We start from the raw sequence: 26,217 nt of genomic DNA on the forward strand, positions 1-26,217 counted from the left end.
AGTTGTTCGTGTGTCGTCAGTCTCATGAGCATCGCCCGTCACTAGCGCATCACCTCGTAAATATTCGTACCCAAAGTGGTCAATTCTAAGCCCGCCTACGGCGTAGACGGAAACCGCCTGGATTCCACCCCCGGGCCGGAGTCGGCCGCCTCGCGTCTCACGACACCGCTCAGTGTCCCACCGCAGCCTTGCGATACCCGCGCAAAGCGGGATAAATCGTGACCGCGAAGATGCCGATCACCCAGCACGCCACCTTGATCGCGTTGTCCATCAGCGGCCCGCCCGCGGCGAGCGAACGCATCAGTTCGATCGCAGGCGTCATCGGCTGGTTCTGCACCACCGGCTGAAGCCAATCGGGGTACGCCTCCACCGGCGAGAATCCGGAATTGAAGAACATCAGCAGGCTCGACAACAGTCCGAGATAGGGCACCAGCGGCGCACCGGGGGCGGCGTTCACCGCCAAGGCGAGCGCGAGCATCCCGTACGCGGCGCCGTAGGCCATCGCGACCACGAACAGTCCCACGGCCGGTCCCACACCCTGCGTGAACCGGAATCCGATGAGATGGCCCGCCGCGAGCAGGATCGCCGAAGTGATCAGGACTCGCACCGAATCGGCGGCCACCCGCGATGCGAGATCCGCCGATCGGTTGATCGGCATCACGTACAACCGGCTCAGCAACCCGCTGCGCCGCTCCACGTTGAGCCGGGTGGCCGACGCCACCGAACCGAACATCGCCGCCACCAGGACCACCAGCGGCACGGTGCCGTACGCGCTGTTCTGTCCCGTCGCCTGACCGATCACGTCGCCCAGCACCACCTTGAACATGATCATGCTCAGCGCGGGGAACAGCAGGATCTGGGTGAGTGTCGGAATGTCTCGCGCCAGCACCATCACCTGCCTGCCGGTCAGGATCGCCGACTGCGTGATCCAGGCGCGCAGCGATGTCTCCGCGGGCGACTGCACCGGCGGGAACTCCATCGCTTCCTGTGTCTCCCCGGCGCCCGGCGCCGTGCTCGACTGATCGGTCATCGCGCGTTCCTCCGCATGTAGATCCCGAGGAGGATGGCCGCGACCACCGCGAGCCCGATCATCCAGCACACCGACGGGAACAACTGGTGCCACGTCAGCGTGCCGTCGTCGGCCGAACGCATCACTCCCGCGAACTGGGAGATCGGCTGGTTTCGAGCGAACGGCCGGATCCACTCGGGGAACCGTTCCTCCGGAACGAATCCCGTCGACAGCATGCCCAGGATCAGCGTCGGCAGACCCATCGTCTGGCTGGTGGCCTGCGGGCTGCCCGCGATCAGGCCGATGCCGTCGGCCACCGTCGCCAGCAGCAGACCGATCAACGCCCCGATTCCGTAGAGCGCGAGAGTTCCGGTGACTCCCCCGCCGGGCCGCCACCCCATGATGAGGGTCGCGACGGTGGCGCACACGAGCGAGACCGTGAGAAGCACGGCATTGGTGGCCGTGCGCGCCAGCAGTGGCACCGCGGGTCGCATCGGCATCGCGCGGAAGCGGGTGTTGACGCCCTCCGAGCCGTCGAAGGACGAGCGCATCGCCGCCGACGAGGCAGTGAACTCCAGCGACTGCAGAAAGATGATCGGCATCAGGTACTGCGCATAGTTCATGTCCATCTGCGCATTCATGATCTTGCGCAGCGGGAGATAGAAGCACAGCGCCAGCAGCGCCGGCGAGAGGAAGGCGAGCACGATCTCGCCGTTGCGGACCACCTTGCGCAGTCCGCGTCCGGTCAGCGTCCACCACTGCTGGACCGGACTGATCTGCGCGGTCGCGCCGTCCGGACCGAACAACCGCGGAGCGACGGTCGCCTCGTGGGCCATCAGGCGCCCCGGTCCTTGTTCGGATCAGTCAGCGCCAGGAACACCTCGTCCAGCGAAGGCCGGCGCAAGGCGATGTCGGCCAGCGGGATCCGTGCCGCCTCGGTCCGCCGGATCACCTCGGCGAGCGTGTCCGGACCGTCGGGCGCCGGGACGGAGATCGTCTCTCCGTCGTCCTTGGCGTTGGCGCCGAGCAGATCGGCCAGGCGGGCCCGCAGCCGCGGCAGGTACGCCGGGTGCGCGGGTGTCACCTCACAGTAGGCCGCACCGGTCGCTGCTTTGAGCTCGTCCGAGGTGCCTTCGGCGATCACCCGGCCCTTGTCGATGACCACGATGTTGTCCGACAGCATGTCGGCTTCCTCGAGATACTGGGTGGTCAGCAAGATGGTGACGCCGGAATCGCGCAGCTGTTCCACCAGTTCCCACACGTCCTGCCGACTGCGCGGATCCAGGCCCGTGGTCGGTTCGTCGAGGAACACCACCTTCGGTTCGGTGACGAGCCCGCAGGCGATGTCGATGCGCCGCCGCATGCCACCGGAGTACTGGCCCACCCGTTTGTCGGCCGCCGCGACGAGAGAGAAGAACTCCAGCAGCTCGTCGGCACGGGCCCGAGCCGCGGGCTTCCGCAGTCCCATCAGCCGGCCGAACAGCACGAGGTTCTCACGCCCGGTCAGCGACTCGTCCAGCGCGGCGAACTGCCCGGTGAGCATGATCGACCGCCGGACCTGCGCCGCGTCCTTGAGGACGTCGTATCCGTTGACGGTCGCCGTACCCGAGGTGGGTCGCAGCAGGGTGCACAGCATGCTCACCGTGGTCGTCTTCCCGGCGCCGTTGGGTCCGAGCAGTGCCACGATCTTGCCCTTGGGCACTTTGAAGCTCACATCGTCGACGGCGACCATGTCGTTGAAGACCTTGCGCAGGCCATCGACCTCGATCGCGTATTCGACCGGACCGGCCTTCTCCCCGATGGGCACCATGTCGAGCGCCGGGAACGAGACCGTACGGGCAGCGGAGAGCGCAGCCTCCTCCGGGCTGATCTCCGGTTCGGCCGGCTTCACCACCGGCTGTTGCGCGGAGATGACGTCCCACGCGGCGCTGCGGCCCTCGGGCATCCGCGGCGCGCGGCGCGGCCGCTGCTCCACCAGTTCCGGCTCCTCCTTGCGGAAGCCGAGTCCGTTGAGCAGCCACGGCGCCGTCATCGGGTTCTGCGTCCACTCCTCCTTCGGCGTGGAGTGACGCGACTCGTGCACCGTCTCCTGCGGTTCGTCGCGCGGGACCGGGGTCGGATTCGCCCGCTCAGCCGACGGCGCGGGTCCGGCCGTCCCCGTACCGAGTTCGGAGCGCCATGCCCGCAACTGTTCGGCGACGGGATCGTCGTCGTCGGATCCCCATCCGGGCACGTCGGACAGCTCATCCGAGCCAGACGTCAGTGGCTCCGCGCCGCTTCGAAGAGCATTCGATTCGTCGTCACGCCTGTGGCCAGCGTCCGGCATGGTGTCCTAACTAGTCGGTTGCGGCAATCGGCTGTCGATGCCCGGCACCGCTGAGCGGTGGCGCCCGCAGTATATCGACAGTGCACCTCGGGATCGGGCAGCGTCGCCGGATCGACCCGGAGGATCATTCGTCGCGACGACGAGGTGAGGCCGACCTGACCGTAAGCGGTGATCGGGGCAATGACAAAATCTGGCATATGACCCTGCCCACACTCACCGTCGTCATTCCCGCGTACAACGAGGCGGCGAACCTTCAGCAGACACTCGATCTCCTCCTGCTCCAGGCCGAGGACATCGACGAGATCATCGTTGTGGACAACGCCTCCACCGACGCCACGGCCGAGATCGCGGAACGCGTCGCGGCCGAGAACCCGGTGATTCGCGTGATACACGAAGCCCGCGCTGGCGTCTTCTACGCGCGCAACGCCGGATTCGAGGCCGCCACTTCAGAGTTGATCGGAAGGCTCGACGCGGAAACCCACGTCCGCCCGGGGTGGGCCCGGTCCATCAAGGAGTATTTCGCCGAGGCACCCGGGTCTGTGGGGGCCGCCACCGGACCAGTGGTCTACCGTGACTCTCCGCTCCGTCATCGGATGGAAGCGTCGATCGAATCGACCATCGCGAAGTCGGCCAAGCTCTCCGCGGATGGAAAGTCGATTCCGGATCTGGAATTCCTTCCCGGCTTGAACCTAGTGCTGCGTTCTGCCGCGTGGAAGTCGACCCGGCCTCTGGTCACTGAACGCCTCGACATCCACGAGGACGCCGATCTCACGTTCGCGCTCTTGGAAGCCGGATTCAGCATCTCCCTGATCGTCGGGATGGCCGTCGACACGCCGGCCCGACGACTGCGCACCTCCTGGCGCTCCTTCTGGCGCTATTCCGGTCTGCTGTACAACAACTATCGCGCTCGCGGGATGGGCGACAGAATGTGGATCGCCCGGCGAAACGTGTGGGCCCAGCGGATCGGCTTCGCGCTCACGTGGTTCCCCCCACCGGGCCTACGACCCCGAGACGGGCCGCTACGCGCTCCGCCGACTACTGGTCGCGGAGGACGACCGGATCACCGGGCGCCACGACTCGGACTCGAACGCCGAACTCCCGCGCTAGCCCGCATCCGCGGAAACGAGGCCCTTACACGTTCCGCACACACGACGACGACCGCCCGCCCCGGAATCCCGGGACGGGCGGTCGTATGTTCGTCGTACGCGAAGCGCGGATCGGGCCTACTTGGCCTTCTCGAGCACCTCGACCAGACGCCAGCGCTTGGTCGCCGACAGCGGTCGGGTCTCCATGATCCGGACGCGGTCGCCGACGCCGGCGATCTGCTCCTCGTCGTGCGCCTTGACCTTGCTGGTCGTGCGGATGATCTTGCCGTACAGCGCGTGACGCGTACGATCCTCCAGCTCGACCGTGATGGTCTTGGTCATCTTGTCACTGACGACGTAGCCGATCCGCTCCTTGCGGCTGGCGCGATCTTCGGTGTTCACCTTCTGGTCCTCACTCATGCGTCTTCACCCTCCGGTCCGGACGCGAGGCCCAGCTCGCGCTCACGCATCACGGTGTAGACACGCGCGATCTCGCGGCGCACGGTGCGCAGACGACGGTTGTTGTCGAGCTGACCGGTGGCCATCTGGAAGCGAAGGTTGAAAAGCTCTTCCTTCGACTCCTTCAGGCGCGCGACCAGGTCGGTATCGCTGAGCTCACGGAGCTCAGAAGCAGCGACTCCGAGTGCCATCAGAACTGCTCCTCTCGGGTCACGATTCGGGTCTTCATGGGGAGCTTGTGCTGTGCGCGGCGCAGTGCCTCGCGAGCGGTCTCCTCATTGGGGTAGCTCATCTCGAACAGCACGCGGCCCGGCTTCACCGGGGCCACCCACCACTCGGGCGAGCCCTTACCGGAACCCATGCGGGTCTCGGCGGGCTTCTTCGTGATCGGGCGGTCCGGGAAGATGTTGATCCAGACCTTGCCGCCACGCTTGATGTGGCGGTTGATCGCGATACGAGCAGACTCGATCTGACGGTTGGTGATGTACGCACCTTCCAGAGCCTGGATGCCGTAGTCACCGAAGGTGACCTTGGTTCCGCCCTTGGCCCGGCCCTTCAGGCTGGGGTGGTGCTGCTTGCGGTGCTTGACCCTGCGAGGGATCAACATGGCCTCAGCCCTCCTGGTTCTCTGCAGACGCCGGAGCGGACGCGGTGGCGTCGGCGGCCGGAGCCTGCGCAGCGTCGCTGCTGCGACCGCCCTGGCCACCACGCGCGTCGCGGCGCGGACGGCTCGGACGACGCGGTCCGCGACGATCCTCGGCGGGCGCGGCTGCGGCCAGCTCACGACGGCCGCCGACGATATCGCCCTTGTAGATCCACACCTTCACGCCGATGCGGCCGAAGGTGGTACGTGCCTCGTAGAGCCCGTAGTCGATGTCGGCGCGCAGCGTGTGCAGCGGCACGCGTCCCTCGCGGTAGAACTCCTTGCGGCTCATCTCGGCACCGCCCAGACGACCCGAGCACTGGACTCGGATACCCTTGACGCCCGGCTGACGCATGGCCGACTGGATGGCCTTGCGCATCGCGCGGCGGAACGCCACACGGTTGCTGAGCTGCTCGGCGACGCCCTGCGCGACGAGCTGTGCGTCGGCCTCGGGGTTCTTGACCTCGAGGATGTTCAGCTGCACCTGCTTGCCGGTCAGCTTCTCCAGGTCGCCGCGGATGCGATCGGCCTCGGCGCCGCGGCGGCCGATGACGATGCCCGGACGAGCGGTGTGGATGTCGACGCGGACGCGGTCACGGGTGCGCTCGATCTCCACCTTGGAGATGCCGGCGCGCTCGAGGCCGGTGCTCAGCAGCTTGCGGATCGCGACGTCTTCCTTGACGTACTCCGCGTACTGCTTGTCGGCGTACCAACGTGAGTTCCAGTCCGTGGTGATGCCCAGCCGGAAGCCGTGCGGGTTGATCTTCTGGCCCACTGTTTAGGCTCCCTTCTTCTTCTGCTGGCGCGAACGAGCACGTCCGCCGTTCTCCGCAGCGGCGACGACCACGGTGATGTGGCTGGTGCGCTTGCGGATGCGGAAGGCGCGGCCCTGTGCACGCGGCTGGAACCGCTTCAGGGTCGGGCCCTCATCGGCGAAGGCCTCCGAGACGACGAGCGTCCGGCGGTCCAGGCCCACGTTGTTCTCAGCGTTCGCGACCGCGCTGGCGAGCACCTTGTAGACCGGCTCACTGGCCGCCTGCGGCGCGAACCGCAGGATGTCGAGAGCCTCGTCCACGTTCTTTCCGCGAACCAGGTCGATGACGCGGCGTGCCTTCATCGGGGTCACGCGAACGAACTTCGCGGTCGCCCGTGCACTCTGCACTGCGTTTTCAGTCTCAGTAGTCATGGTTACCGGCGCTTCGCTTTCCGGTCATCCTTGATGTGACCCTTGAAGGTACGGGTGGGAGCGAACTCGCCCAGCTTGTGACCCACCATCGAGTCGGACACGAACACGGGCACGTGCTTGCGACCGTCGTGGACCGCAAAGGTGTGACCGATGAAGTCGGGGATGATGGTCGAGCGGCGCGACCAGGTCTTGATGACCTGCTTGGTGCCCTTCTCGTTCTGTGCATCCACCTTCTTCAGGAGGTGGTCGTCGACGAACGGGCCCTTCTTCAGGCTGCGTGGCATTTTTTACCTCCTCCTAGTTATCGCTTGTTCTTGCCGGTACGACGGCGACGGACGATCATCTTGTCGCTGGCCTTGTTCTTGCGGGTGCGGCCCTCAGGCTGTCCCCACGGGCTCACCGGGTGGCGACCACCCGAGGTCTTGCCCTCACCACCGCCGTGCGGGTGGTCGACCGGGTTCATGACGACACCGCGGACGGTCGGGCGCTTGCCCTTCCAGCGCATACGGCCGGCCTTGCCCCAGTTGATGTTGCTCTGCTCGGCGTTGCCGACCTCGCCGACGGTGGCGCGGCAGCGCACGTCGACGCGGCGGATCTCACCGGAGGGCATGCGCAGGGTCGCGTACGGACCCTCCTTGCCCAGCAGCTGGATCGAGGCGCCGGCCGAACGAGCCATCTTGGCGCCGCCGCCCGGACGCAGCTCCACGTTGTGGATCTGGGTACCGGTCGGGATGTTGCGCAGCGGCAGGTTGTTGCCCGGCTTGATGTCGGCGTTGGGGCCGGATTCGACGACGTCGCCCTGCTTCAGGTTCTTCGGCGCCAGGATGTAGCGCTTCTCACCGTCCACGTAGTGCAGCAGCGCGATGCGCGCGGTGCGGTTGGGGTCGTACTCGATGTGCGCGACCTTGGCGTTGATGCCGTCCTTGTCGTTACGACGGAAGTCGATCAGACGGTAGGCGCGCTTGTGGCCGCCACCCTTGTGGCGGGTGGTGATCCGGCCGTGAGCGTTGCGGCCGCCGGTGCTGTGCAGCGGACGAACCAGCGACTTCTCCGGATGCGAACGGGTGACCTCGGAGAAGTCGGCACCGCTCGATCCGCGACGGCCCGGCGTCGTCGGCTTGTACTTACGAATTGCCATGAGTCTTAGTCCCTACTCTTCTTCGCGGGCGGTCAGGAGACCGCTCCCCCGAAGATCTCGATGGGCTTGCTGTCAGCGGACAGCGTCACGATGGCGCGCTTGGTGTTCTTGCGCTTGCCGTAGCCGTAACGGGTGCGCTTGCGCTTGCCCTGACGATTGGCGGTGTTGACGCTGGAGACCTTCACATCGAAGATCTGCTCGATGGCGATCTTGATCTGAGTCTTGTTCGAATCCGGGTGCACCAGGAACGTGTACACGTTGTCTTCGATCAGCCCGTAAGCCTTCTCCGAGATCACCGGCGCCAGGATGATGTCACGCGGGTCTGCCTGCGTAGCCATTCCTAGGCCTCCTTCTTCTGGTTCTGCTCGATGAAGGCGTTCAGGGTCTCAACGCTGAACACGACCTCATCCGAGTCGAGGACGTCGTAGGTGTTGAGCTGATCCGGCGCGATCGGCAGGACGTTGCCCAGGTTGGCGACGCTCTTCCACGCGGTGACGTCCTCACGGGACAGCACCACCAGGAACTTGCGACGCTCGCTCAGCTTCGCCAGGAACTCGCGAGCAGCCTTGGTCGACGGGGTCTGGCCGGCGACGAGCTCGGTCACCACGTGGATGCGCTCGTTGCGAGCACGGTCCGACAGGGCGCCGCGCAGCGCAGCGGCCTTGACCTTCTTGTTGACCTTCTGCGTGTAGTCACGCGGCTGCGGACCGTGAACGGTGCCGCCGCCGGTGAACTGCGGAGCGCGGATCGAGCCCTGACGAGCGCGGCCGGTGCCCTTCTGGCGGTACGGCTTGGCGCCGCCGCCGGAGACCTCGCCACGCGTCTTGGTCGAGTGCGTGCCCTGGCGGGCGGCGGCCTGCTGGGCCACGACCACCTGGTGCATGAGCGCGATGTTCGCGGTCTGGTCGAAGAGCTCGGCCGGCAGGTCGACGGTGCCATTGGTGGTGCCGTCGGCGTTGCGGACGTCGAGCGTCAGCTTGGTTGCGGTTTCGGTGCTCACTTGGCGCCACCCTTCACTGCGTCGCGGACCACCACGATGCCGCCCTTGCGGCCGGGGATCGCGCCCTTGATCAACAGCAGACCGGCTTCGGCGTCCACCTTGTGGACGGTCAGGTTCTGCGTGGTCACCTTGTCGGAGCCCATGCGGCCTGCCATGCGGGTGCCCTTGAAGACACGACCCGGCGTGGCGCAGCCACCGATGGAGCCCGGCGAACGGTGCACGCGGTGCGCACCGTGGCTGGCACCCAGACCGGCGAAGCCGTGACGCTTCATGACACCGGCGAAGCCCTTGCCCTTGGAAGTACCGGTTACGTCCACCTTCACGCCTTCGGCGAAGATGTCGGCACCCAGCTCCTGGCCGACCTCGAACTCCGAGATGTCGTTGACACGGATCTCGGTGAGGTGGCGGCGCGGGGTGACGCCGGCCTTGGCGAACTGGCCGGCGACCGGCTTGCTCACCTTGCGGGGGTCGACGGCGCCGTACGCGAGCTGAACGGCGGTGTAGCCGTCACGGTCTGCGGTGCGCAGCTGGGTGACGACGTTGGAGCCGGTCGCGATGACGGTCACCGGGACGACCCGGTTGTTCTCGTCGAAAACCTGGGTCATGCCGAGCTTGGTGCCCAGGATGCCCTTGGTTGCATTCTGATTGCTCATTTGATCCAATCCCCCGTCACTGAATGTTGACGTCGACACTCGCCGGGAGATCGATGCGCATCAGCGCGTCGACCGTCTTCGGCGTCGGGTCGAGGATGTCGATGAGTCGCTTGTGCGTGCGCATCTCGAAGTGTTCGCGGCTGTCCTTGTACTTATGCGGCGAACGGATGACGCAGTACACGTTCTTTTCGGTGGGCAACGGCACCGGGCCGACCACGCGCGCACCCGTGCGGGTCACGGTCTCCACGATCTTGCGCGCAGAAGCGTCGATCGCCTCGTGGTCGTAGGCCTTGAGCCTGATGCGGATCTTCTGTCCCGCCACGCTGTGTCCTCTTCCGTCTGTTCATCTCTCGACAGCACAACACCGCGTGACTCCACACCCGAGATCACTCACGGGCGGCAACTGATGCCACATGACCACGCCTTGACATTTGGCGGATCGACGCTGTTCTACTGTCGTTGTACGGTGCCGAACTCTCGTCCGGCTGCCGACTCTCGTCGGCTTCGCCTCCGGCACCCGCGGTCGGGCGTGTCGGTCCGGTTCCCCGGATGAGAATTCATCCGAGCCCACACTGTGGGTCCCGCGTTACACGCCCGGATCCGCGCTTTGCGGTCCTGGAAGTTTGTTCGCCCCTACGCGAGGCAACCTGAATAGTATGCACCACCCCGCCGATGAGCTCAAATCCGCCGACGCGCCCGATTCCGTGGGTGACTCGCGACTGACGTCCCGCACTTCGCGAGATAGTCTGAACAGACGACACTACTGTCGTCTGTATGACCGACATTCATGATGCTGTCCCGCTGAGCGTCCGCGACACCGTCGCTCTGACCCCCGCCGTCACGTCCGTCATTCACTGCGACGTCGTCGCCACCACCGGGGAGTCACTCGACGTCTCCCGTGTCGCCGCCTGGATGAGAGAGCGACTCGACTGCTGGCCGATGTTCACCCGCACGTTGCGGCACTCATGGGGCCACGCCGGCCTGCCGCACTGGGTCACGGATCCGTCGGTCGACGTCGCCGCGCACATCCGGGTCGTCGACGGCGGCGAGCCGGCGGGCGCGGAGCGGATCGTGGCGGAACTGGTGTCCTCGCCGGTCGATCTGTCGCGGCCGCCGTGGGATCTGACGGTGATCACCGGCGTGACCGGCATGGGTCTCGACTACTCCGAACCTGTCACGTTGGTGGTGCTGCGCACCCATCACGCGGCCGGCGACGGAACCAAGATCGCCGCGGTCATGCGCCGCGCGATGCGCGACGAGCCGGTGCCCGCTCCGGCCGTCCCCGGCCACCGACCGCCCGGGAACCTGAGATCGGCGCTGTCGATCCCGGCCGCACTGGTGCGTCATCTCGCGGCGCTGCCGGGTCTGTCACGGCACGCGGCCAACCTGAAGTCGGTCGAACTCCCCCGGGGAACGCGCTTCAACCACGCCCTGCGCGGACCGATTCACATCGGTTCGGTGCCGTTGAGTCTGCGCGAGGTCCGCGCGGTCCGCGACGTTGTTCCGGGAGCCACCGTCAACGATGCGGTCACCGCGATCATCGGCCGGGCGCTGTTCGAGACCTTGACGGAGCTCGACGGCGGCGAGCCGGCGGTGCCGCTGTACGCCGCGTCGCCCTTCCAGGCCGACGATCTGACCGCTGACGCCAACTCGTTCTCCGAGGAGATCGTGGAACTGCACGGCGACGAATCCGACCCGATCGAGCGGCTCCGGCGAGTACACGCCTCGACCGCGGCTGCCAAGGCGCGGGTCCGCAGTGAGGATGCGATCGCCTTCCGCGCCTTGCAGACTCGGCTCGCACCGACTGTCCTCGGTCTGTCCAGGAAACGGGCTCAGCGATCCGGCGTCGCCGAAGCAGGCGTCGATTCCCCGGCCGCGAGCACCGCCGCCACGCTGATCTCCAACGTCCGCAGCGATCTCGTCGACGCCACCTTCCTCGGTGATCCGGTGATCGACCAGTTGATGTGGCTCAACATCGGCGATCGGATGACGTTGCAGCATGTGGTCACCTCGCTCGGCGACCGGCTGACGATCAACGTGACGGCAGACCTCAGCGCGTTGCGCGACTTGGACGACTACCTCGGCAAGCTCCGTCATCACGCTGCCGTTCTCACCGACGCCTGCGTGAACACCATCCACTGAACTCCGGGCGCCCGCCCCGTCTCCGCGGACGGAATTGGGCCGAACGTGCGACTGACCGCGTACCCAGGGCGGCGATAGGCTGCATTCTCATGCGTTTTCAGAAAGAGGCGCAGCACCGAGAAGCGCGGGATGTGTAAGTCGGATACAGATGTGAAGAACGCGACGTTCGCCCTCGGCGAGGCCAGACAGGCGACAGCCGGCGAGATCGAGCGATGGGACGACCTGATCCGCGCCAACCCCGATGGAGGTTCGGTCTTCCGGTCTCGCGCGTTCGCACACACCCAGCAGCTCGCAGGGCATCACGTCGAATATCTGATGGTCGGCGACCTGGCTGTGTTGGCTGTGGTCGCGACTGTCCCGACGCTCGGCGACTACTGGCAGATCCCCGGTCCGGGTGTCACCTCGGTCGAGGACCTCGTTCTCGTCGTCGATTCACTCACCCCGCTGGCTGCTGAACTCGGCGTGATGACGATTCGCGTCGATCCGTATATTCCCGCCTCCGAGCAGGCTGAGGCTACCCTGATCGCACACGGTCTGAGTCGGACGATGACCTGGACCATCGAGCACACCATCCTGGTCGATCTGAGTGGCACGGACGAGGATGTCCTGGCCAGATTCAGCACGCGGGCCCGGCGATGGATCAAGCGTGCGACCCGTGAGGATGTGGTGGTGGAGCGGGTCGAGGCGACCGATGCGAACTGCCGAATCAATTTCGATCTCCTCCGATCCACCGCGAACGGACGATTCGGGATACCCGATCTCCACACTGCGACGACGACGTACCAGCACCTGCAGAAGTCCGGCGCCGGTCAGTTGTTCTTCGCCCGCCGGCGAGGAGAGGTGGTCGCCACGGCTTTCGCACTCAGATTCGGTCATCGCGCCCTCTACCTGACCGGCGCCTCCGTGCGCAGTGCATCGGACGACAGTTCCTCGAGCGGCCTCGGGACCACCGGCGCCGGGCACGCCGTCCAATGGGAGATCATGAGGTGGGCGCGCGAGAACGGCTGCACCGAGTACGACTTGTACGGGTCGCCCTCTCGCGCTCATCTCGACACACCCGAGCACCCACTCCACGGGGTGGGTCAATTCAAGCTCAGCTTCAGCAAGAACGTCGTCGACTACGTCGGCTGCTACCAACGTCCCGTCAGCAGGCTCCGCACCGTGCTGCTCGACACCGCCGACCACGTCCTCATGACGATGGCCCGGTCGCCTGGCATAGCGGCATTGCGCCGCCGTCCTGTCATCGCCAACCCCGACCTGGACTGGTTTCGGTGGGCTCCGGCGAACTCCGTCCGCGCACTGCTGCGCCACTGAACCGAGGTCCCACGATGGAACGCCTACAGCCCAAGGACGCGATGTTCGTCTACACCGACGGACCGCGATCTCGTCAGATCACCGTGTGCTGTGGTTTCTTCGTGAGCGCCGCTGATCACGACCTGCCGCTGGAGTCCGCCGTGCACGAGTGGTTCGCCGCACGCACGCGCGGGCCACTCTTTCGCCGCAGGCTCCGACGGTCGATGCTCGACCTCGAGTACCCCGTCTGGGTGCACGACGACGACTTCCGTCTCGATCGCCATTTGTTCATCCACGACCCGATGACCTCGGACGGCTTCCTCGATTTCCTCGGAGAACTGGCCGAATCCGCTATGGATTTGTCCCGTCCACTGTGGGAGATCCATGTGAGCAGGTGCCCCGACGGATTCGGCCCGATAGCGGACCAGGGCTTCGCCGTGGCCGTCCGCATCCACCACGCCGCTGCGGACGGGATCGCCGTCCAGGCGATCCTCGCCAGTCTCTTCGGGCAGGAATCGTCGGCCGGAAACTCCGAACGGGAGCTGTTACCGGGGTCCGACTGCCACACCGCGGCGGGAGCGCTCACGCAGGTGGTTCGATCGATCACTGACTTCCGTCGGGCCGTTCGCGACTATCGCGCCGCGCTCGATGAGAGAACAACGGTGCGCGCCGCCGAAAACTACCCGGTGCCGCCGACAGACCGGACCGTCACCCCGATCGACGGTCCGGTCGGCCCCAAGCGTGGCGTGGCCGTCGTCTACTGGCCGTGGACGGAGGTCAGACAGATCCGCCGCAGTGCCGGCGAGGCCACCGTCAACGACCTTGTTCTCACCGTGATCGGCCGGGCGATGCACGACTACCTCTGCGCTGTCGGGAGCCCGCCGGAAGGCTCACTGGTGGCGTCGGTTCCCATGACGGTACGGCCACGGGAGGCCGACGGCACCGTGACCGACGACGATGGTGAGGGCAACAACCGGTTCGTCATGATGACGGTCGACCTCCACAGCACCCAACCGGACCCGATCGCCCGGCTGCGAGCGGTCCACGACGCAGTGCTGGGCGAGCGCCTCAGGCTCAGCCACCGGGCCGAGGCATCCGCGGATGCGACCGTCAGTTACGTACCGCCCGGCTTCCTGATCCGGGCACTGCGACGACGAACAGAAGACTCCCGCGGCTATCCACGGCGTGACGAGCCCGACGACCGACCTTTCAATACGTCGGTGATGACTGCTTACCGGCTGCCGTTCGAACTCCGCCTCCTGGACTGCCGCCAGGTCTGCGGGCTGGGATTCGGGCCACTCAACGGCACTGGCATCTCCCACGCACACGGTGCCGGCGACGACTGGTGCGGTGTGACAGCACTGTGCGATACCGATCTCGTACCGGACCCGTCCGAGTACGCGTCAGCGCTCGATGCGGCATACGCAGATCTCCGGAACGCCACCCTCGGCACCACTGCCGGATAACATCGGGCGATCGCCCCAAGTCCACCGGCCGTGCCTGCTCTCCGCCCCGGGCCCACGTCCGCAGACTCCCCACCGTCACGATCGGAAGAGTCCTCGATGGCACGTCTGCAACCCAAAGACGCCCTGTTCGTATACACGGACGGACCGCGGTCGCGCCAAATGAACGTCGCCACCCAATTCTTCGTCGTCGACGACCCTGCCACGGAATTGCCCGCCGAGGCCGTGACGGACTGGTTCCGCGCTCGAACCACCGGGATGATCTTCCGCAGATGTCTCAAGCGGTCATTTCTCGACCTCGACTATCCCGTGTGGATCGAAGACGACGACTTCCGATTCGAGCACCACGTGTTCCTTCACCCTGCCGTCTCTGAAAGCGGCGTGCTCGGGTTGCTCGGGGAATTGGCCGAGACCCCGATGGACCTGACGCGACCGCTGTGGGAGGTCCACGTCATTCCCTGCCCAGACGGGTTCGGCCCGGTCAGGCGATCGGGCGTCGCGATCACGCTGCGCGTGCACCACGCCGCGGCCGACGGAATCGAGATGCAGACCATCTACGCCGCGCTGTTCGGCTCCGAACTCCCCGGCGCGAATGGACCGTTCGCCCCGATCTCCGTCCCCGGCGACCGCGGCCACGCGATACTCCGCCGGATCCGCCGCTCGGTCGGCGACTTCATCAGCGCGGCGGATGAACACCGCCGAACTCTCGCCGAGTTGGAGTCGGCGCGCGGCGACGCCGACTATCCATTGCCTCCTTCGGAACCGACGCCTACGCCGATCGATGGGCCCGTCGGACCGCGCCGGGCAGTAGTGGCCACTCACCTTCCCTGGCAGCAGGTACGCGACATTCGCAGTGCTGCCGGCTCGGCGACGATCAATGACATCGCCCTCACCGTGATCGGTGGGGCGATGCACGACTACCTCGACGCGATCGGTTCAACACCTGCGGGATCTCTGGTCGCTTCGGTTCCAATGACCGTGCGACCGAAGACCGCGGACGGCTCGCTCGCGTCAGACGACACGACCGAAGGCAACAACCGGTTCGTCATGATGACGGTGGACCTGCACAGCACGGTTGTCGACCCGCTCGAACGGCTTCGAGCGGTCCATGACGCCGTGCTCGGGGAACGCGAGCGGCTGAGTCACCCGATCGAGGCCACGGCCGACGACATCACCGCGAGATATGTGCCGCCGGGGTTCGTCGCCCGCGCGTTGCGCAGACTGAGGGAAGACGCTCGCGGGTATCCGAGGCGCACGGAACCCGACGGCAAACCGTTCAACACCTCCGTCATGACCAGCTTTCGGCTGCCCTTCGACCCGCAGTTCTTCGGCCGTTCCCGCGCGTGCAGCGTCGTCTTCGGTCCGCTCAACGGCACAGGCCTCTCACACGCCCACAATGTGGCAGGTGAATGGATGGGGATCACCGCTCTCTGCGACCGCGATCTGATTCCCGACCCCGAGCGGTATGCAGCCGCGTTGCGGAGCTCGTATGAGGGACTGCGCGACGCCGCGCTCGGCGCGACTGCCCGATAGCATCGGAACTCATGACTGCAACTCCCGGTAACACCAACAGTGCGACGTACGCCCTCCGCAAGCGTCTGCCCGGTGGTCGGCTCGGCAACGCACTGTTCTCGCTCGGCATGGTCGCGCGCGTGCCGTACTTCGGCACCATTCTCCCGCTCGTCGAGGAGATGGAACCCGGATACTGCCGTGTCTCGGCGCCCAACTGGTTCGGCGTTCACAACCACCTCGGAACCTTTCACGCCATCGCGGCCTGCAATCTCGCCGAGACCGCGATGGGGATGTTGATGGAGGCCACCGTGCCGACGGGGCACCGCTGGATCCCCAAGGCGATGAGCACGCAGTACCTCGCCAAGGCCACCACGCGACTGACCGCCCACGCGGAGTTGGCCGAACCGGTGGACTTCTCGACCATCACCGAGGGTCGTGAAGTGATGGTCACGATCCGGATCCTCGATACTGCGGGAACCGAGGTGGTCCACTGCGACATCACCACCTGGGTGACGCCGAAGTGACCGAATCAGGCACGCCCTTGGTCCTTTCCGCAGGTCTGTAATGAGTTTCTCAGTCGACTGCCAGTAGGGTTGCACTCGTAACCGCCGGACACACAGGGTGGCCGGAGACTCGCTGAGCGATAGCGGAGGAAGAGAATCGTGGCCCAGAAGAACCGGACCGTCATCGATCCTCGGCAGGCCGAGCGCCGCCGTTCCCTCATCTACAAAATCGGTGCGGCGGTGGTGCTGATCGTCATCGCAGTCGGCGTCACGTTCTGGGCGATCAACCACAACAAGGACAGCGCCTCGACCACCGGCGGTTCCGACACGCCCACCGTGATGCGGCCGGACGGCTCCATCCGGATCACCAGTGCGCCGGCGGGCACGGAGCCCAAGGTCGTCATCACCACCGTCGAGGACTTCCAGTGCCCCGGGTGCCGTGCCTTCGAGCAGAGCTTCGGCGGCACCCTCGCCGAACTCGAGAAGAACCCGCAGGTCGCTGTCGACTACCACCCGATCGCATTCCTCGACCGGATGTCGACCACGAATTACTCCAGCCGCGCCATGAACGCGTCCACGTGCGTCGCCGAATCGACCGCCAAGAACGGCGACTGGAGCATCTGGCTCAAGTTCCACAATCTCCTCTTCACCAACCAGCCCGAGGAGGGCGGCGCCGGACTCCCGGACAGCGAACTGATCTCGCTCGCGAAGCAGGCCGGCGCGGAAGGCATCACCGACTGCATCGAGAACAACCAGTTCGGTCAGTGGGTGGCCAAGCAGACCGCCGACACGACAAGCAATCCCGAGTTCCAGGGCACTCCGTGGATCCGCATCAACGGACAGCAGTTCGACCCGCAGGCGGGACCGCAGGGCCTGACCGACGCCGTCAACGCGGCCCTCGCGAAGTAGCCCGCCATGACGGATGAGACGCCGGCCGAGATCGAGGACGGTTCGCCCGTAGTCACGGCGAGCGACGTTGAGACCGCACCGCCCGCCCCCCGGGGCTTCTGGCGAGAGCGTCGCCCGGTGCCCGTGGTGGCCGCCTGGGTGCTGCTGGTGTGCGGTGTTCTCGGGATGGCTGCCGCGGTCGCACTGACGCTCGACCGCATCCAACTGCTCATCGATCCGTCGTTCACGCCCGCGTGCAGCATCAATCCGATCATCTCGTGCGGATCGGTGATGGTGACCGATCAGGGCAAGTTCTTCGGATTCCCGAATCCGCTGCTCGGCCTGCCCGCCTTCGCGGTGATCCTGGTGACCGCCGTGCTGTCGATCGCACGAGTCCGACTGCCACGCTGGTACTGGGCCGGACAGGCCGTCGTCTCGGCACTCGGCCAGGTCTTCGTCGGCTACTTGATCTTCCAGAGCCTCTACCGCATTCACGCGCTGTGCCCGTACTGCATGGTGGTGTGGACGCTGATGCCGGTGGTGCTGATCCTCAGCATCTCGCGCGTGCTGCCCGACTCGCGCGGCGGCCGGTCGGCCCGCGAGTGGCTGTGGATCGCGCTGCCCGTCTACTACGTGGTCGTGATCGCCATGATCACCGTCCAGTTCTGGGACTACTGGCGCACGCTGATCTGAGAGCCGCAGAGGCTGTGATAGCACTCGACGCCGAGTCGGTCACGGTCCATCCACGCCGATCCGAAGGTCTTCTCGAGTCCGCCGATCTGGGTACGGTACTCGTTGGTCGCGGCCAGCTTTCCCGCCCACTCCTCATCCGCCAGCGGGAGCAGTGAGGCGACGAGCGCCGAGTCGGTCTCGACCTCCCGGCACCCGTCGGCCTCCGAACACACCGTGTACGGCCGCTCGCACACCGTCACCAGATCGACGCCGGTGCGCTCGCGGCATTCCTGCGCCAACCGATGCGTGCGTCGGTGATCCGGATGACGAGCGGAGGCGGGGTGCGTGACGATCGTCTGAACATCGTGATCCCGAAGCAGTGCCGTCGCCGCGTCGACCGCGTGTCGATAGCGCGTGCGGCTCGACCGCGAGTACTGCACCTCGTAATCGCCCAGGGCGAACGTCGGTACGCCCGCCGCTGCACACGCCGCGGCGTGCTCGGCTCTGCGCACGTCGATCACTTCGGCCGGTGTCAGTGCGAGTCCGCAGTAGTAGTCCCACTCGGCGAATACCGGACGGCCCACGAATCTGGCCGCGACCTTCACCGGCAATGAGTTGCGAAGCGCCGGCGGCAGCGATCGTCGACGGAACTCGCCCCATCGACCCCGTGGGCACTCGGTGCACAGGACTATGTCGATGGCTCCGCCGCTCGCATGCGCCATGGCGTGAAAGGCGTCGAAGACGCTGTCGTCGTAGTGTGCGAAGAGGAAGGCACACCTCGCCTCACCGCTCATCACCGCCGCCAGCGACCGCTCTTGGTAATCGCGCTCACTCATCATCGCGCCGACGCTAATGGCCGGTGTGGACCATCAGAATCGGTCGTTCAGCCGGATAATGCGCTGACCAGGCAGGCCAACGGATTTTACAGCAGAGAACCCCCGTGAACTGCGGTTTCCGGCCGATCCGGTGCCGACCTTCTCCGACCTTCCGGAAGCGGCGCGACGAACTTCATCTGATCGCCCGACTCGGCGCGGGCAGATCAGACCGACTCGCCCGCCACCAGTTCCTCGGCGATCAGCGCCGCCGTCGCCATCACACTCGCGTGCGGCCCCGAACGCAGCGGCGCGGGCAGCACCGACCCGTCGGCGACGTGGAGCCCGGGAACGCCGTGAACGGAACCGTCCGGTGCCACGGTCGCCCCCAGCGGGAGCGTCCCCCAGGCATGTGACGACAGCCCGACCACCGGATCCACCGTCACCGATCCCGGCTCGACGAGGCCGTCGAACGCCGGCGAGTGCAGCATCTCCAGCACCTCGTCAACTCCCTCCGACAACCGCTCGAGACCGCCGGCGTCGGGCACACCGAGATCGATCACCACCTCATCGCCCTCGATGCCGATGCGCCCGGTGGTGCCGTGAGTCATGTCCGCGACTCCGATCGGGACGCCCCCGGCTGGAATCCCATCGATGAACGACGCGAAATCATCGCTGTAGCAGCGGATTTCGAGGCCGTCTGCGGTGTGCACCACGGTCGGCAGCAGCACCTGCGTCCGGAGGGGGCGCCGAGCGGCGAAGCGCACCAGCGATTCGGGATGCTCGTACACCGACAGTTCCCCGCCCAGCAGCGGCAACACCAGCTCTGCCGTGCCCAGCGTGCCCGCGGTGAGCACCACGGTGGCGGCGTCGATGCGCCCGGCGGCGGTGTGCACTCCCGTCACCCGTCCACCCGCAGAGGCCAGCGATATCACCTCGCTCCCGCCTCGGACCGCGGGGGCGAAGGCCTCCATCGCCGTCCACCGCCGTAACACTCCCCCGTCGCGGATGCTGTTGCTGCGGACCCGATTCACGCCGACCACCGGCCAAGCGCCCTCGGGTCCCGCGGCCACGCGGGTTCGCCAATAAGTCTCGAAGGCCGACCCCGCCGGACCGAGTTCGCCGTCGAGAACCTCCCGCACGCGCATCACCCCGCCCCCGGCGGCACCGCCGTCGAGCACGTCGAAGGCGTCGTCGATCCGGCTCGCCGGCCACGGCCACGCCGCATAGTCGTCGCGGTGTCCGCGCAGGAAATAGCCGCCGTTGACCGCGGACGACCCGCCGGCGCCATAGCCGCGCACCACATCGCGTCCGCGCCGCTCCCGCACTCGCCGCACGCGCTCGCTTCCCGGCGCGATCGGCAGCCGGCTCATCGCGGTCACCGCCGTACGCGGAGGTAGGGCATGCCCCGCCTCGAGAAGCAGGGTCTTCCTGCCAGCATCGCGCGACAGCCGATCGGCCACCACGCACCCGGCGCTGCCCGCTCCCACGACGACCACGTCGGCGGTCTCGACGGCACGCGCCCGGTGGCCGCTCATCGCCTCACGCGGTCCGTGTCAGCGGGTGACGACAGGCCGCAGCGCCGACCAGTCGCGATTGGTCACCGCACCCTGCCACAGGCCGAGTCCGTAGGCGAAGTCGTCGAGCCGCCGGATCACCGAGTACCCCACCGGTTCCACCATCGGCGACGACGGCTCGGCGATCCGGGATCGCAACCACATCACCGCAGCCTCGGCCACCGCGGCCTCAAGGAACCACCGTCGGAATCGCGACGAGACCACCAGACCGAGCAGCGACAGCGGCCAGTAGTGACGCAGGGCCGCCGACCAGATCTGCAGGACACCGTAGCCCAGCGCTCGGCCGACGTTGCGCGCTGCGATGAGGTCACGCGCCGGCACGCCTGCGAGCGGCTTCCGGATGCGACCGAAGATCCAGCCGGAGACCAGCATCGCCACTCCCAGGCCGATCCTGGTCCGAGTCAGCAGCGACACCACCGCGACCGCCAGCGGAATGCTCGTCATCACCGGAGCGGCCAACCGATCATGCCGACTCGCGAGTTCAGCCGCGCCGGTGCCGTAGAAGCGACGGCGGTCGAGCATCGCCCGGAGCGACTGCCGATGGTCGTGTGCGACGTGCGCGACCGGGTCGTATCGGACCACCCAACCGGCCGCGTGCGTGCGCCAGCACAGATCGACGTCCTCAGCTACACGCAGCGACTCATCGAACCGGGCGAAGGCGGCGCGACGCACCACCATCGCCGCGCTCGGCACGTACGCGATCGGAGTGCCCGGCCGCACCGGGCCCTCATTCGGCCCCATGTCCAGTGAGGAGTACCTGTTCGCGTAGGCCGCCACCGGCGTCCGTCCGTCGCGGCCCGCGGTGTCGCCGAGTCCGACGATCCGCGGTGCGACGATCGCGACCGCGGGGTCGGAGAAGTGACTCAGCAGCATCGTCAGCCACTCACCGCACGGGCGGGTGTCTGAGTCGAGGAAGGCGACGAACTCGGTGTCGGCGGCGTCGAAACCGGCGTTGCGCGCGGCCGCGGGCCCCGCGTTCACCTCCAGCCGGATCACACGGAGGCGTTCGTCGTCGGGAACAGTCATCGGCCGCGACGAGGCATCGTCCACCACGATCACCCGCAGCCCGGGAAGCGCTTCGACGAGTCGGTCCACACCCGCCTGATTGTCGCGCACCGGGATCACCACCGTGACCTCGCACTCCTTGGGTCCGGCCATCGGGCGCGGGTGTGCGATTCCGGCGTCGAGCAGGGTTCGGGCGAGGCTGCGCGTCCCGGCGTCGCTGACTTCGATCCGACCGTCCGCGGAAGTCATCCCCAGCGCTGCATCCGAGAGCTTCAGCACCCGCAGCGGCGAGCCGCCGACCAGGTTGCGGAGGTCGCCGCGCCGAACGCAGCGCGGATCGATCTGGACCTGGAACCCTACCGGGAGGTCGGCGTTCACCGGTGGCGTCACCGAAGCCTCCCCGCCTCGTCGACGTCCCAGGCACGCACCGATTCCGCCAACTGCCCGGCCAGGTCCGCAAGGAGCCGACGACCGAGCGCCGGATTCGCGGCAGTGGGATCGCCGAGCACTCCGGTGGCCGAGACGGCCGCGACGCCACCCTTTCTCATCGGATCGAGCAGTTCGGCGATCGGCGCCGTGTTCCCGGCCGCGAGCAGGTCCCGGCGGACCGACTCCGGCGCGAGGTCCAGTACCACGCTCGTCTCGGTGAGGCCGGCATGCGCGTCGGCCGACGGGAACGCACAGGGAAACCAGGCCGCGTCGCGTCCCTCGTAGCGCAACCGCGCGACGGCGTCCGCGATCGCGTGCGCATTGCCGCCGTGGGCGTTCACGAACAGCAGCCGACCGGCCCAGCGCATCGCGCTGCGCCCGTACTCGAGAACCAGCAGTCGGAGGGCCTCACGCCCGATCGAGACGGTCCCCGGGAAGCCCTCGTGCTCGCCCGAAGCGCCGTACGAGATCGACGGCGCCACCAGAACATCCGACGAATCATCCAGTGCGGCAACCGCTTCGCGCGACACGGCGTCCGCAATGCGCGCATCTGTGTCGAGCGGCAGATGCGGGCCATGCTGTTCGACAGCCCCGACCGGCACGACTAACGTCGGCTCGGCCCCGACCAGTTCATGCCACGTCCGGGACGCCAATTCGGTCGCCGGTGTCATTGCGACAACGTTACCGACGTGCCCCCTGGCTAGGGAACCGTTGGGGCCCTTTTGCCGGTCTGCGCGCCTCATCCGAACCACTGACACCATCAGTGCGAATCCGGTACACGTGTATAGTGACGACCGCACGTGACCCAGACCACGCCGTCAGGTCGTGGTGATACCTGTGAACGGAGTCCTCCCCGTGTCTACTCCCACCCGCCGGCCGTCCGGACGTTCCGGCCCCCTCGCCGACATCCGCGTCATCGAGTTCGCGGGCATCGGCCCCGGACCGCACGCCGCGATGCTGCTGGCCGACCTCGGCGCCGACGTCGTGCGCGTCCAGCGACCAGGCGAACTGCCGTCTCCGGAGCGGAACGCCGACGCCATGCTGCGCGGCCGCCGCGTCATCGAAGCCAATCTGAAGAACCCGGCCGATCGCGAGACCATTCTCAACCTGGTCGCCAAAGCCGATGTGGTCATCGAGGGCTTCCGCCCCGGGGTCATGGAGCGGCTCGGCTTCGGTCCGGACGATCTGCACGCGGTGAACCCCGGGCTGATCTACGGCCGGATGACGGGCTGGGGTCAGGACGGTCCGCGCGCCGACCTCGCCGGACACGACATGAACTACATCTCGCTCACCGGAATGCTGCACGCCATCGGCCGCCCGAACGAGAAGCCGACCCCGCCGTTGAACCTGGTCGGCGACTTCGGCGGCGGCTCGATGTTCCTGGTCATGGGCGTCCTCGCCGCACTGGTCGAGCGTGCCACCTCAGGTAAGGGCGAGGTCATCGACGCCGCGATGTGCGACGGAGCGTCGGTCCTCGGGCAGATGATGTGGGCCTTCCGCGGCACCGGACTCTGGCAGGACCGGCGCGGAGTCAACCTCCTGGACACCGGCGCCCCGTTCTACGAGGTGTACGAGACCTCCGACGGCAAGTGGATGGCCGTCGGCGCCATCGAACCGCAGTTCTACGCCGAACTCCTGAAAGGTCTCGAACTCGACCCGGCGTCGCTGCCGAATCAGCTCGACACCGCGAAGTGGGGCGAGCTGAAGCAGATCTTCGCCGACACGTTCAAGACCAAGACGCGCGACGAGTGGGCGGCGATCTTCGACGGCACCGACGCCTGCACGTCCCCGATCCTCGACTTCACCGAGGCTCCTCACGATCCGCACCTGGCCGCCCGCGGCACGCTCGTCGAGATCGACGGCGTCACGCAGGCGCAGGTGGCACCGCGGTTCCAGCGATCGGCCACGCAGACCCCCGTCGGCCCCGCACGTGAGGCCACCGACCCGGCGACGGTCTGGCAGGACTGAGACCTACTCCGACTCGGCCCGACGGCCGGGACGCACGACGCACGCCCCTCCGGCGTCGTGCGTCCCGGCCGTTTCCGATTGACTAGAACGTGTTACAGTTTGGCTCTCAGGGCATTGTGACGAGAGGCATACCAGCATGGGACAGTTCGACGGTCAGGTCGTCTACATCACCGGCATCGCACGCGGCCAGGGGCGCAACCACGCGGTCCGGTTCGCACGCGAAGGCGCGTCCGTCATCGGCATGGACCTCGCCGGCCCGGTGGCCGACCACATGACCTACCCGCCGTCGACCGCTGACGACCTCGCCGAGACCGTCCGGCTCGTCGAAGAAGCGGGCGGCAAGATCCTCGCGCGGCAGGGCGATACCCGCGACCTCGCCTTCCAGGAGCAGCTCGTGGCCGACGGCGTCGAACAGTTCGGTCGCCTGGACCATGTCGTGGCCAACGCCGGCATTCTCACCTGGGGCCTCACGTGGGAACTGTCCGAGGAGCAGTTCACCGATGTGATCGATGTGAACCTGGTCGGCACCTGGAAGACGTTGAAGGCGTCCATTCCGGCGATCCTGGACGCGGGCAACGGCGGCAGCATCACCATCATCTCGTCCGTCGCCGGCCTCAAGGCGATGCCGGTGCAGGCGTCGTACTCGGCGTCCAAGTTCGGGTTGCGCGGCCTGGCGCAGACCGCCGCCAAGGAACTCGGGCCCAAGCGCATCCGCGTCAACACCGTCCACCCGTACGCGGTGCACACCCCGATGGGGCTCGAAGACACCTCCGCGATGAAGGCCTTCGAGGAGTACGGCATGCACTTCCCGTCAATGCTCGGCCACTACCCGGTCGCCAGCCTCGACGATCTGTCCGACGCCGTGCTGTACCTCTCGACGGCCCAGTCGGTCACCGGCGCCGAGTTCCAGATCGACATGGGTCATTCGAAGGTCTGACTCGATCGCAGCCGCGTCCGCCGAGCATGTCTCATTCGTCTGACATGCGAAGACGGTGTCTGTCAGATCCGTGCCTGCGGTCATCATCGGCGTGAAAACCGGATAACGAACCTGCTTTCCTCGTCGATATCCGAGTATCCGACGCCGATGTGAAGTTAGTCTTGAAATCACCGGCCGTTGGGGGCAGCGGTGGGGAGGCGAGGGGTATGCGACGACAGGGGCGGCAACCGGATCAGGCCGACCGATGGCGCGACCGCAAACGCTATCTCTGGCCTCTCGGCATCGTGGCGGCTTTCGGCCCCGGCATCGCGTGGTTGCTGGTTCATTATCTGTCGTGGGGGATCTTCTGGGCCGTCGGTTTCCTCGTTTTCGTGGTACTGATTCCTCTGATCGATCTACTCGTCCGGCTCGATCAAGTGAATCCGCCCGACGAGGTTCTGGCGCGTCTTGAAGCGGACCCGTACTACCGCTGGTGCGTGTACGCCTATCTTCCGGTCCAGTACGCGGGATTCTTCTTCGGCTTCTGGTGTCTGGCGCACGCGCCGATGGCCACCGGTGAGCGCATCGCCATGTCGATGACGATCGCGGTCTCGAGCGCCATCGCGATCAATGTGGCGCACGAACTCGGTCACAAGAAGCCGCGGCTGGAGAAGTCGCTGGCCAAGATCGCGCTCGCTCCCAGCGCATACGGACACTTCTACATCGAGCACAACGTCGGACATCACGTCCTGGTCGCGACACCCGGCGACCCGGCGAGCGCACGGCTGGGCGAATCGCTGTGGGCGTTCTGGCCCCGCGCGATCTTCGGCGGGCTGCGCTCGGGTATCCGGCTCGAGCGCGACCGGCTCCGGCGGCAGGGCAAGGGTTTCTGGACGCTGCGCAACGACGTCGTCCAGACCTGGCTGCTCACCGCGGTGCTGGCAGCGGCCGTCGCGATCGCCTTCGGCCCCGGCGTTCTTCCCTGGTTCGTCCTGCAGGCAGCCATCTCGGCACTGATCCTCGAAGGCGTCAACTACATCGAGCACTACGGACTCCTCCGGCCCGTCGGTGAGAACGGACGTCCGGGAAAGATTCTTCCCGAGCACAGCTGGAACTGCGACTACATCTGCAGCAACCTGTTCCTCTACCATCTGCAGCGCCACTCGGACCATCACGCAAATCCGCGGCGCCGCTATCAAGCGCTGCGGTCGTACGACACCGCGCCGCAGATGCCGGCCGGTTACGCGGCGATGCTGCTGCTGGCACTGATGCCTCCCCTGTGGCGACGCGTGATGGACCCGCGCGTGGTGGCTCACTACCGCGGCGACGTGATGCGCGCCAACGTGCAGCCGTCGCGACGCGAGCGGCTCCTGCGGAGGTTCCCGCCGCCCGCCACCGAACGGGCTGCCGCGATCGCACCTCCGTCGAAGGGCCGGGAGAAGCCGCGGGGCGTGACGCCGCGGCCCGCGGTCGGCGTCGTCGACACCGTATGGGGTCGGTTCACTCACGCGAAGACGTGACGGCCAGGCGATGACTTG

Annotated in this window: 28 protein-coding genes and 1 pseudogene; 11 read left to right on the plus strand and 18 right to left on the minus strand. The window is 66.9% G+C overall.

The annotated features are described in order from the left end of the window. Positions 1 to 169: 169 nt before the first annotated feature. The 3 genes from GSI01S_RS06300 to GSI01S_RS06310 are packed head-to-tail and all read right to left on the minus strand — an operon-like array spanning position 170 to position 3,335. The gene (locus GSI01S_RS06300) at positions 170 to 1,030 is read right to left on the minus strand and encodes an ABC transporter permease (protein WP_006895635.1); all 861 of its coding nucleotides are present in this window, start codon (positions 1,028 to 1,030) and stop codon (positions 170 to 172) included. After that, positions 1,027 to 1,845, minus strand: coding sequence for an ABC transporter permease (locus GSI01S_RS06305; protein ID WP_006895637.1), 819 nt, complete (start codon positions 1,843 to 1,845; stop codon positions 1,027 to 1,029). The genes GSI01S_RS06300 and GSI01S_RS06305 overlap by 4 nt, the downstream gene beginning before the upstream one ends. After that, positions 1,845 to 3,335, minus strand: a complete 1,491-nt coding sequence (locus GSI01S_RS06310; RefSeq protein ID WP_006895638.1) for an ATP-binding cassette domain-containing protein — start codon at positions 3,333 to 3,335, stop codon at positions 1,845 to 1,847. Before GSI01S_RS06310 ends, GSI01S_RS06305 begins: the two co-directional genes overlap by 1 nt. 197 nt (positions 3,336 to 3,532) lie before the next feature. Here GSI01S_RS06310 and GSI01S_RS20665 point away from each other — a divergent pair. Beyond that, positions 3,533 to 4,105: pseudogene (locus tag GSI01S_RS20665) on the plus strand (glycosyltransferase family 2 protein); the annotation flags it as partial. Between the two features lie 453 nt (positions 4,106 to 4,558). Here the strand turns inward: GSI01S_RS20665 and rpsQ are convergent. From rpsQ to rpsJ, 11 genes are read right to left on the minus strand one after another with little or no spacing between them, the layout of a single operon-like run. Continuing rightward, positions 4,559 to 4,840 (minus strand): 30S ribosomal protein S17, encoded by a 282-nt coding sequence (rpsQ, locus tag GSI01S_RS06315; protein ID WP_006895639.1) that lies wholly within the window; start codon positions 4,838 to 4,840, stop codon positions 4,559 to 4,561. After that, positions 4,837 to 5,070: a 50S ribosomal protein L29 gene (gene rpmC / locus GSI01S_RS06320; protein WP_006895641.1), complete on the minus strand. Its 234-nt coding sequence runs from the start codon at positions 5,068 to 5,070 to the stop codon at positions 4,837 to 4,839. Before rpmC ends, rpsQ begins: the two co-directional genes overlap by 4 nt. Continuing rightward, positions 5,070 to 5,486, minus strand: coding sequence for a 50S ribosomal protein L16 (gene rplP, locus GSI01S_RS06325; protein ID WP_006895643.1), 417 nt, complete (start codon positions 5,484 to 5,486; stop codon positions 5,070 to 5,072). The genes rpmC and rplP overlap by 1 nt, the downstream gene beginning before the upstream one ends. A gap of 4 nt (positions 5,487 to 5,490) precedes the next feature. Next, complete coding sequence (gene rpsC, locus GSI01S_RS06330; protein ID WP_006895645.1) at positions 5,491 to 6,297, minus strand: 30S ribosomal protein S3; 807 nt, start codon at positions 6,295 to 6,297, stop codon at positions 5,491 to 5,493. Positions 6,298 to 6,300: 3 nt separating this feature from the next. Continuing rightward, positions 6,301 to 6,708 carry a 50S ribosomal protein L22 gene (gene rplV / locus GSI01S_RS06335; protein WP_006895646.1) on the minus strand — a complete coding sequence of 136 codons (408 nt, stop codon included), beginning with the start codon at positions 6,706 to 6,708 and terminating at the stop codon, positions 6,301 to 6,303. Between the two features lie 2 nt (positions 6,709 to 6,710). Beyond that, on the minus strand, positions 6,711 to 6,992 hold the full coding sequence (gene rpsS, locus GSI01S_RS06340; RefSeq protein WP_006895647.1) for a 30S ribosomal protein S19: 282 nt from the start codon (positions 6,990 to 6,992) through the stop codon (positions 6,711 to 6,713). 17 nt (positions 6,993 to 7,009) lie between these two features. Then, entirely contained in the window at positions 7,010 to 7,846 is an 837-nt protein-coding gene (rplB, locus tag GSI01S_RS06345; RefSeq protein WP_006895648.1) for a 50S ribosomal protein L2, read from the minus strand. 32 nt (positions 7,847 to 7,878) lie between these two features. Next, positions 7,879 to 8,184, minus strand: coding sequence for a 50S ribosomal protein L23 (gene rplW / locus GSI01S_RS06350; RefSeq protein ID WP_006895649.1), 306 nt, complete (start codon positions 8,182 to 8,184; stop codon positions 7,879 to 7,881). Between the two features lie 2 nt (positions 8,185 to 8,186). Further along, positions 8,187 to 8,846, minus strand: coding sequence for a 50S ribosomal protein L4 (gene rplD, locus GSI01S_RS06355; RefSeq protein ID WP_006895650.1), 660 nt, complete (start codon positions 8,844 to 8,846; stop codon positions 8,187 to 8,189). Next, a complete protein-coding gene (rplC, locus tag GSI01S_RS06360) occupies positions 8,843 to 9,499 on the minus strand; it encodes a 50S ribosomal protein L3 (protein ID WP_006895652.1) in 657 nt (218 codons plus the stop codon). Before rplC ends, rplD begins: the two co-directional genes overlap by 4 nt. Positions 9,500 to 9,515: 16 nt before the next feature. Continuing rightward, positions 9,516 to 9,821 (minus strand): 30S ribosomal protein S10, encoded by a 306-nt coding sequence (gene rpsJ / locus GSI01S_RS06365; RefSeq protein WP_003938093.1) that lies wholly within the window; start codon positions 9,819 to 9,821, stop codon positions 9,516 to 9,518. A gap of 452 nt (positions 9,822 to 10,273) precedes the next feature. Between rpsJ and GSI01S_RS06370 the strand changes: the two genes are divergently transcribed. The 7 genes from GSI01S_RS06370 (at position 10,274) to GSI01S_RS06400 (ending at position 17,993) form a co-directional block, all read left to right on the plus strand. Next, on the plus strand, positions 10,274 to 11,641 hold the full coding sequence (locus GSI01S_RS06370) for a wax ester/triacylglycerol synthase domain-containing protein (RefSeq protein ID WP_006895653.1): 1,368 nt from the start codon (positions 10,274 to 10,276) through the stop codon (positions 11,639 to 11,641). Between the two features lie 150 nt (positions 11,642 to 11,791). Beyond that, the gene (locus GSI01S_RS06375) at positions 11,792 to 12,955 is read left to right on the plus strand and encodes a lipid II:glycine glycyltransferase FemX (RefSeq protein ID WP_231875644.1); all 1,164 of its coding nucleotides are present in this window, start codon (positions 11,792 to 11,794) and stop codon (positions 12,953 to 12,955) included. A gap of 14 nt (positions 12,956 to 12,969) precedes the next feature. Beyond that, positions 12,970 to 14,400: a wax ester/triacylglycerol synthase domain-containing protein gene (locus GSI01S_RS06380; RefSeq protein WP_081598078.1), complete on the plus strand. Its 1,431-nt coding sequence runs from the start codon at positions 12,970 to 12,972 to the stop codon at positions 14,398 to 14,400. Between the two features lie 96 nt (positions 14,401 to 14,496). Further along, positions 14,497 to 15,930 carry a wax ester/triacylglycerol synthase domain-containing protein gene (locus GSI01S_RS06385; protein ID WP_006895656.1) on the plus strand — a complete coding sequence of 478 codons (1,434 nt, stop codon included), beginning with the start codon at positions 14,497 to 14,499 and terminating at the stop codon, positions 15,928 to 15,930. A gap of 11 nt (positions 15,931 to 15,941) precedes the next feature. Next, on the plus strand, positions 15,942 to 16,433 hold the full coding sequence (locus GSI01S_RS06390) for a hotdog fold domain-containing protein (RefSeq protein WP_006895657.1): 492 nt from the start codon (positions 15,942 to 15,944) through the stop codon (positions 16,431 to 16,433). Positions 16,434 to 16,571: 138 nt separating this feature from the next. Beyond that, complete coding sequence (locus GSI01S_RS06395) at positions 16,572 to 17,321, plus strand: DsbA family protein (RefSeq protein ID WP_006895658.1); 750 nt, start codon at positions 16,572 to 16,574, stop codon at positions 17,319 to 17,321. A 6-nt stretch (positions 17,322 to 17,327) separates the two neighbouring features. After that, positions 17,328 to 17,993, plus strand: coding sequence for a vitamin K epoxide reductase family protein (locus GSI01S_RS06400; protein ID WP_006895659.1), 666 nt, complete (start codon positions 17,328 to 17,330; stop codon positions 17,991 to 17,993). On the opposite strand, the gene GSI01S_RS06405 is transcribed toward GSI01S_RS06400, so the two are convergent. The 4 genes from GSI01S_RS06405 to mftE form a co-directional block, all read right to left on the minus strand. Then, on the minus strand, positions 17,972 to 18,811 hold the full coding sequence (locus GSI01S_RS06405) for a PIG-L deacetylase family protein (RefSeq protein WP_006895660.1): 840 nt from the start codon (positions 18,809 to 18,811) through the stop codon (positions 17,972 to 17,974). The genes GSI01S_RS06400 and GSI01S_RS06405 overlap by 22 nt on opposite strands. A gap of 200 nt (positions 18,812 to 19,011) precedes the next feature. Continuing rightward, positions 19,012 to 20,322: a mycofactocin system GMC family oxidoreductase MftG gene (gene mftG / locus GSI01S_RS06410; protein WP_006895661.1), complete on the minus strand. Its 1,311-nt coding sequence runs from the start codon at positions 20,320 to 20,322 to the stop codon at positions 19,012 to 19,014. Between the two features lie 18 nt (positions 20,323 to 20,340). After that, positions 20,341 to 21,756 carry a mycofactocin biosynthesis glycosyltransferase MftF gene (gene mftF, locus GSI01S_RS06415; RefSeq protein ID WP_006895662.1) on the minus strand — a complete coding sequence of 472 codons (1,416 nt, stop codon included), beginning with the start codon at positions 21,754 to 21,756 and terminating at the stop codon, positions 20,341 to 20,343. After that, a complete protein-coding gene (mftE, locus tag GSI01S_RS06420; RefSeq protein WP_039867067.1) occupies positions 21,753 to 22,466 on the minus strand; it encodes a mycofactocin biosynthesis peptidyl-dipeptidase MftE in 714 nt (237 codons plus the stop codon). Before mftE ends, mftF begins: the two co-directional genes overlap by 4 nt. A 184-nt stretch (positions 22,467 to 22,650) precedes the next feature. On the opposite strand from mftE, the gene GSI01S_RS06425 reads away from it, so the two are divergent. The 3 genes from GSI01S_RS06425 (at position 22,651) to GSI01S_RS06435 (ending at position 26,199) form a co-directional block, all read left to right on the plus strand. Beyond that, positions 22,651 to 23,763 (plus strand): CaiB/BaiF CoA transferase family protein, encoded by a 1,113-nt coding sequence (locus tag GSI01S_RS06425; RefSeq protein WP_006895664.1) that lies wholly within the window; start codon positions 22,651 to 22,653, stop codon positions 23,761 to 23,763. 136 nt (positions 23,764 to 23,899) lie between these two features. Further along, complete coding sequence (locus GSI01S_RS06430) at positions 23,900 to 24,700, plus strand: mycofactocin-coupled SDR family oxidoreductase (RefSeq protein WP_006895665.1); 801 nt, start codon at positions 23,900 to 23,902, stop codon at positions 24,698 to 24,700. 206 nt (positions 24,701 to 24,906) lie between these two features. After that, positions 24,907 to 26,199 (plus strand): alkane 1-monooxygenase, encoded by a 1,293-nt coding sequence (locus GSI01S_RS06435; protein ID WP_006895666.1) that lies wholly within the window; start codon positions 24,907 to 24,909, stop codon positions 26,197 to 26,199. The last annotated feature ends 18 nt before the right edge of the window (positions 26,200 to 26,217 follow it).

The sequence above is a fragment of the Gordonia sihwensis NBRC 108236 genome, assembly GCF_000333035.1.
Lineage (GTDB): Bacteria > Actinomycetota > Actinomycetes > Mycobacteriales > Mycobacteriaceae > Gordonia > Gordonia sihwensis.

Excerpts from the sequence above, each read along its gene's own strand:
- GSI01S_RS06300 (WP_006895635.1), bottom strand. The coding sequence starts at position 1,030 with ATGACCGATCAGTCGAGCACGGCGCCGGGCGCCGGGGAGACACAGGAA.
- GSI01S_RS06305 (WP_006895637.1), bottom strand. The coding sequence starts at position 1,845 with ATGGCCCACGAGGCGACCGTCGCTCCGCGGTTGTTCGGTCCGGACGGC.
- GSI01S_RS06310 (WP_006895638.1), bottom strand. The coding sequence starts at position 3,335 with ATGCCGGACGCTGGCCACAGGCGTGACGACGAATCGAATGCTCTTCGA.
- rpsQ (WP_006895639.1), bottom strand. The coding sequence starts at position 4,840 with ATGAGTGAGGACCAGAAGGTGAACACCGAAGATCGCGCCAGCCGCAAG.
- rpmC (WP_006895641.1), bottom strand. The coding sequence starts at position 5,070 with ATGGCACTCGGAGTCGCTGCTTCTGAGCTCCGTGAGCTCAGCGATACC.
- rplP (WP_006895643.1), bottom strand. The coding sequence starts at position 5,486 with ATGTTGATCCCTCGCAGGGTCAAGCACCGCAAGCAGCACCACCCCAGC.
- rplV (WP_006895646.1), bottom strand. The coding sequence starts at position 6,708 with ATGACTACTGAGACTGAAAACGCAGTGCAGAGTGCACGGGCGACCGCG.
- rpsS (WP_006895647.1), bottom strand. The coding sequence starts at position 6,992 with ATGCCACGCAGCCTGAAGAAGGGCCCGTTCGTCGACGACCACCTCCTG.
- rplB (WP_006895648.1), bottom strand. The coding sequence starts at position 7,846 with ATGGCAATTCGTAAGTACAAGCCGACGACGCCGGGCCGTCGCGGATCG.
- rplW (WP_006895649.1), bottom strand. The coding sequence starts at position 8,184 with ATGGCTACGCAGGCAGACCCGCGTGACATCATCCTGGCGCCGGTGATC.
- rplC (WP_006895652.1), bottom strand. The coding sequence starts at position 9,499 with ATGAGCAATCAGAATGCAACCAAGGGCATCCTGGGCACCAAGCTCGGC.
- GSI01S_RS06370 (WP_006895653.1), top strand. The coding sequence starts at position 10,274 with ATGACCGACATTCATGATGCTGTCCCGCTGAGCGTCCGCGACACCGTC.
- GSI01S_RS06380 (WP_081598078.1), top strand. The coding sequence starts at position 12,970 with ATGGAACGCCTACAGCCCAAGGACGCGATGTTCGTCTACACCGACGGA.
- GSI01S_RS06385 (WP_006895656.1), top strand. The coding sequence starts at position 14,497 with ATGGCACGTCTGCAACCCAAAGACGCCCTGTTCGTATACACGGACGGA.
- GSI01S_RS06390 (WP_006895657.1), top strand. The coding sequence starts at position 15,942 with ATGACTGCAACTCCCGGTAACACCAACAGTGCGACGTACGCCCTCCGC.
- GSI01S_RS06400 (WP_006895659.1), top strand. The coding sequence starts at position 17,328 with ATGACGGATGAGACGCCGGCCGAGATCGAGGACGGTTCGCCCGTAGTC.
- GSI01S_RS06405 (WP_006895660.1), bottom strand. The coding sequence starts at position 18,811 with ATGATGAGTGAGCGCGATTACCAAGAGCGGTCGCTGGCGGCGGTGATG.
- mftG (WP_006895661.1), bottom strand. The coding sequence starts at position 20,322 with ATGAGCGGCCACCGGGCGCGTGCCGTCGAGACCGCCGACGTGGTCGTC.
- mftE (WP_039867067.1), bottom strand. The coding sequence starts at position 22,466 with ATGACACCGGCGACCGAATTGGCGTCCCGGACGTGGCATGAACTGGTC.
- GSI01S_RS06430 (WP_006895665.1), top strand. The coding sequence starts at position 23,900 with ATGGGACAGTTCGACGGTCAGGTCGTCTACATCACCGGCATCGCACGC.
- GSI01S_RS06435 (WP_006895666.1), top strand. The coding sequence starts at position 24,907 with ATGCGACGACAGGGGCGGCAACCGGATCAGGCCGACCGATGGCGCGAC.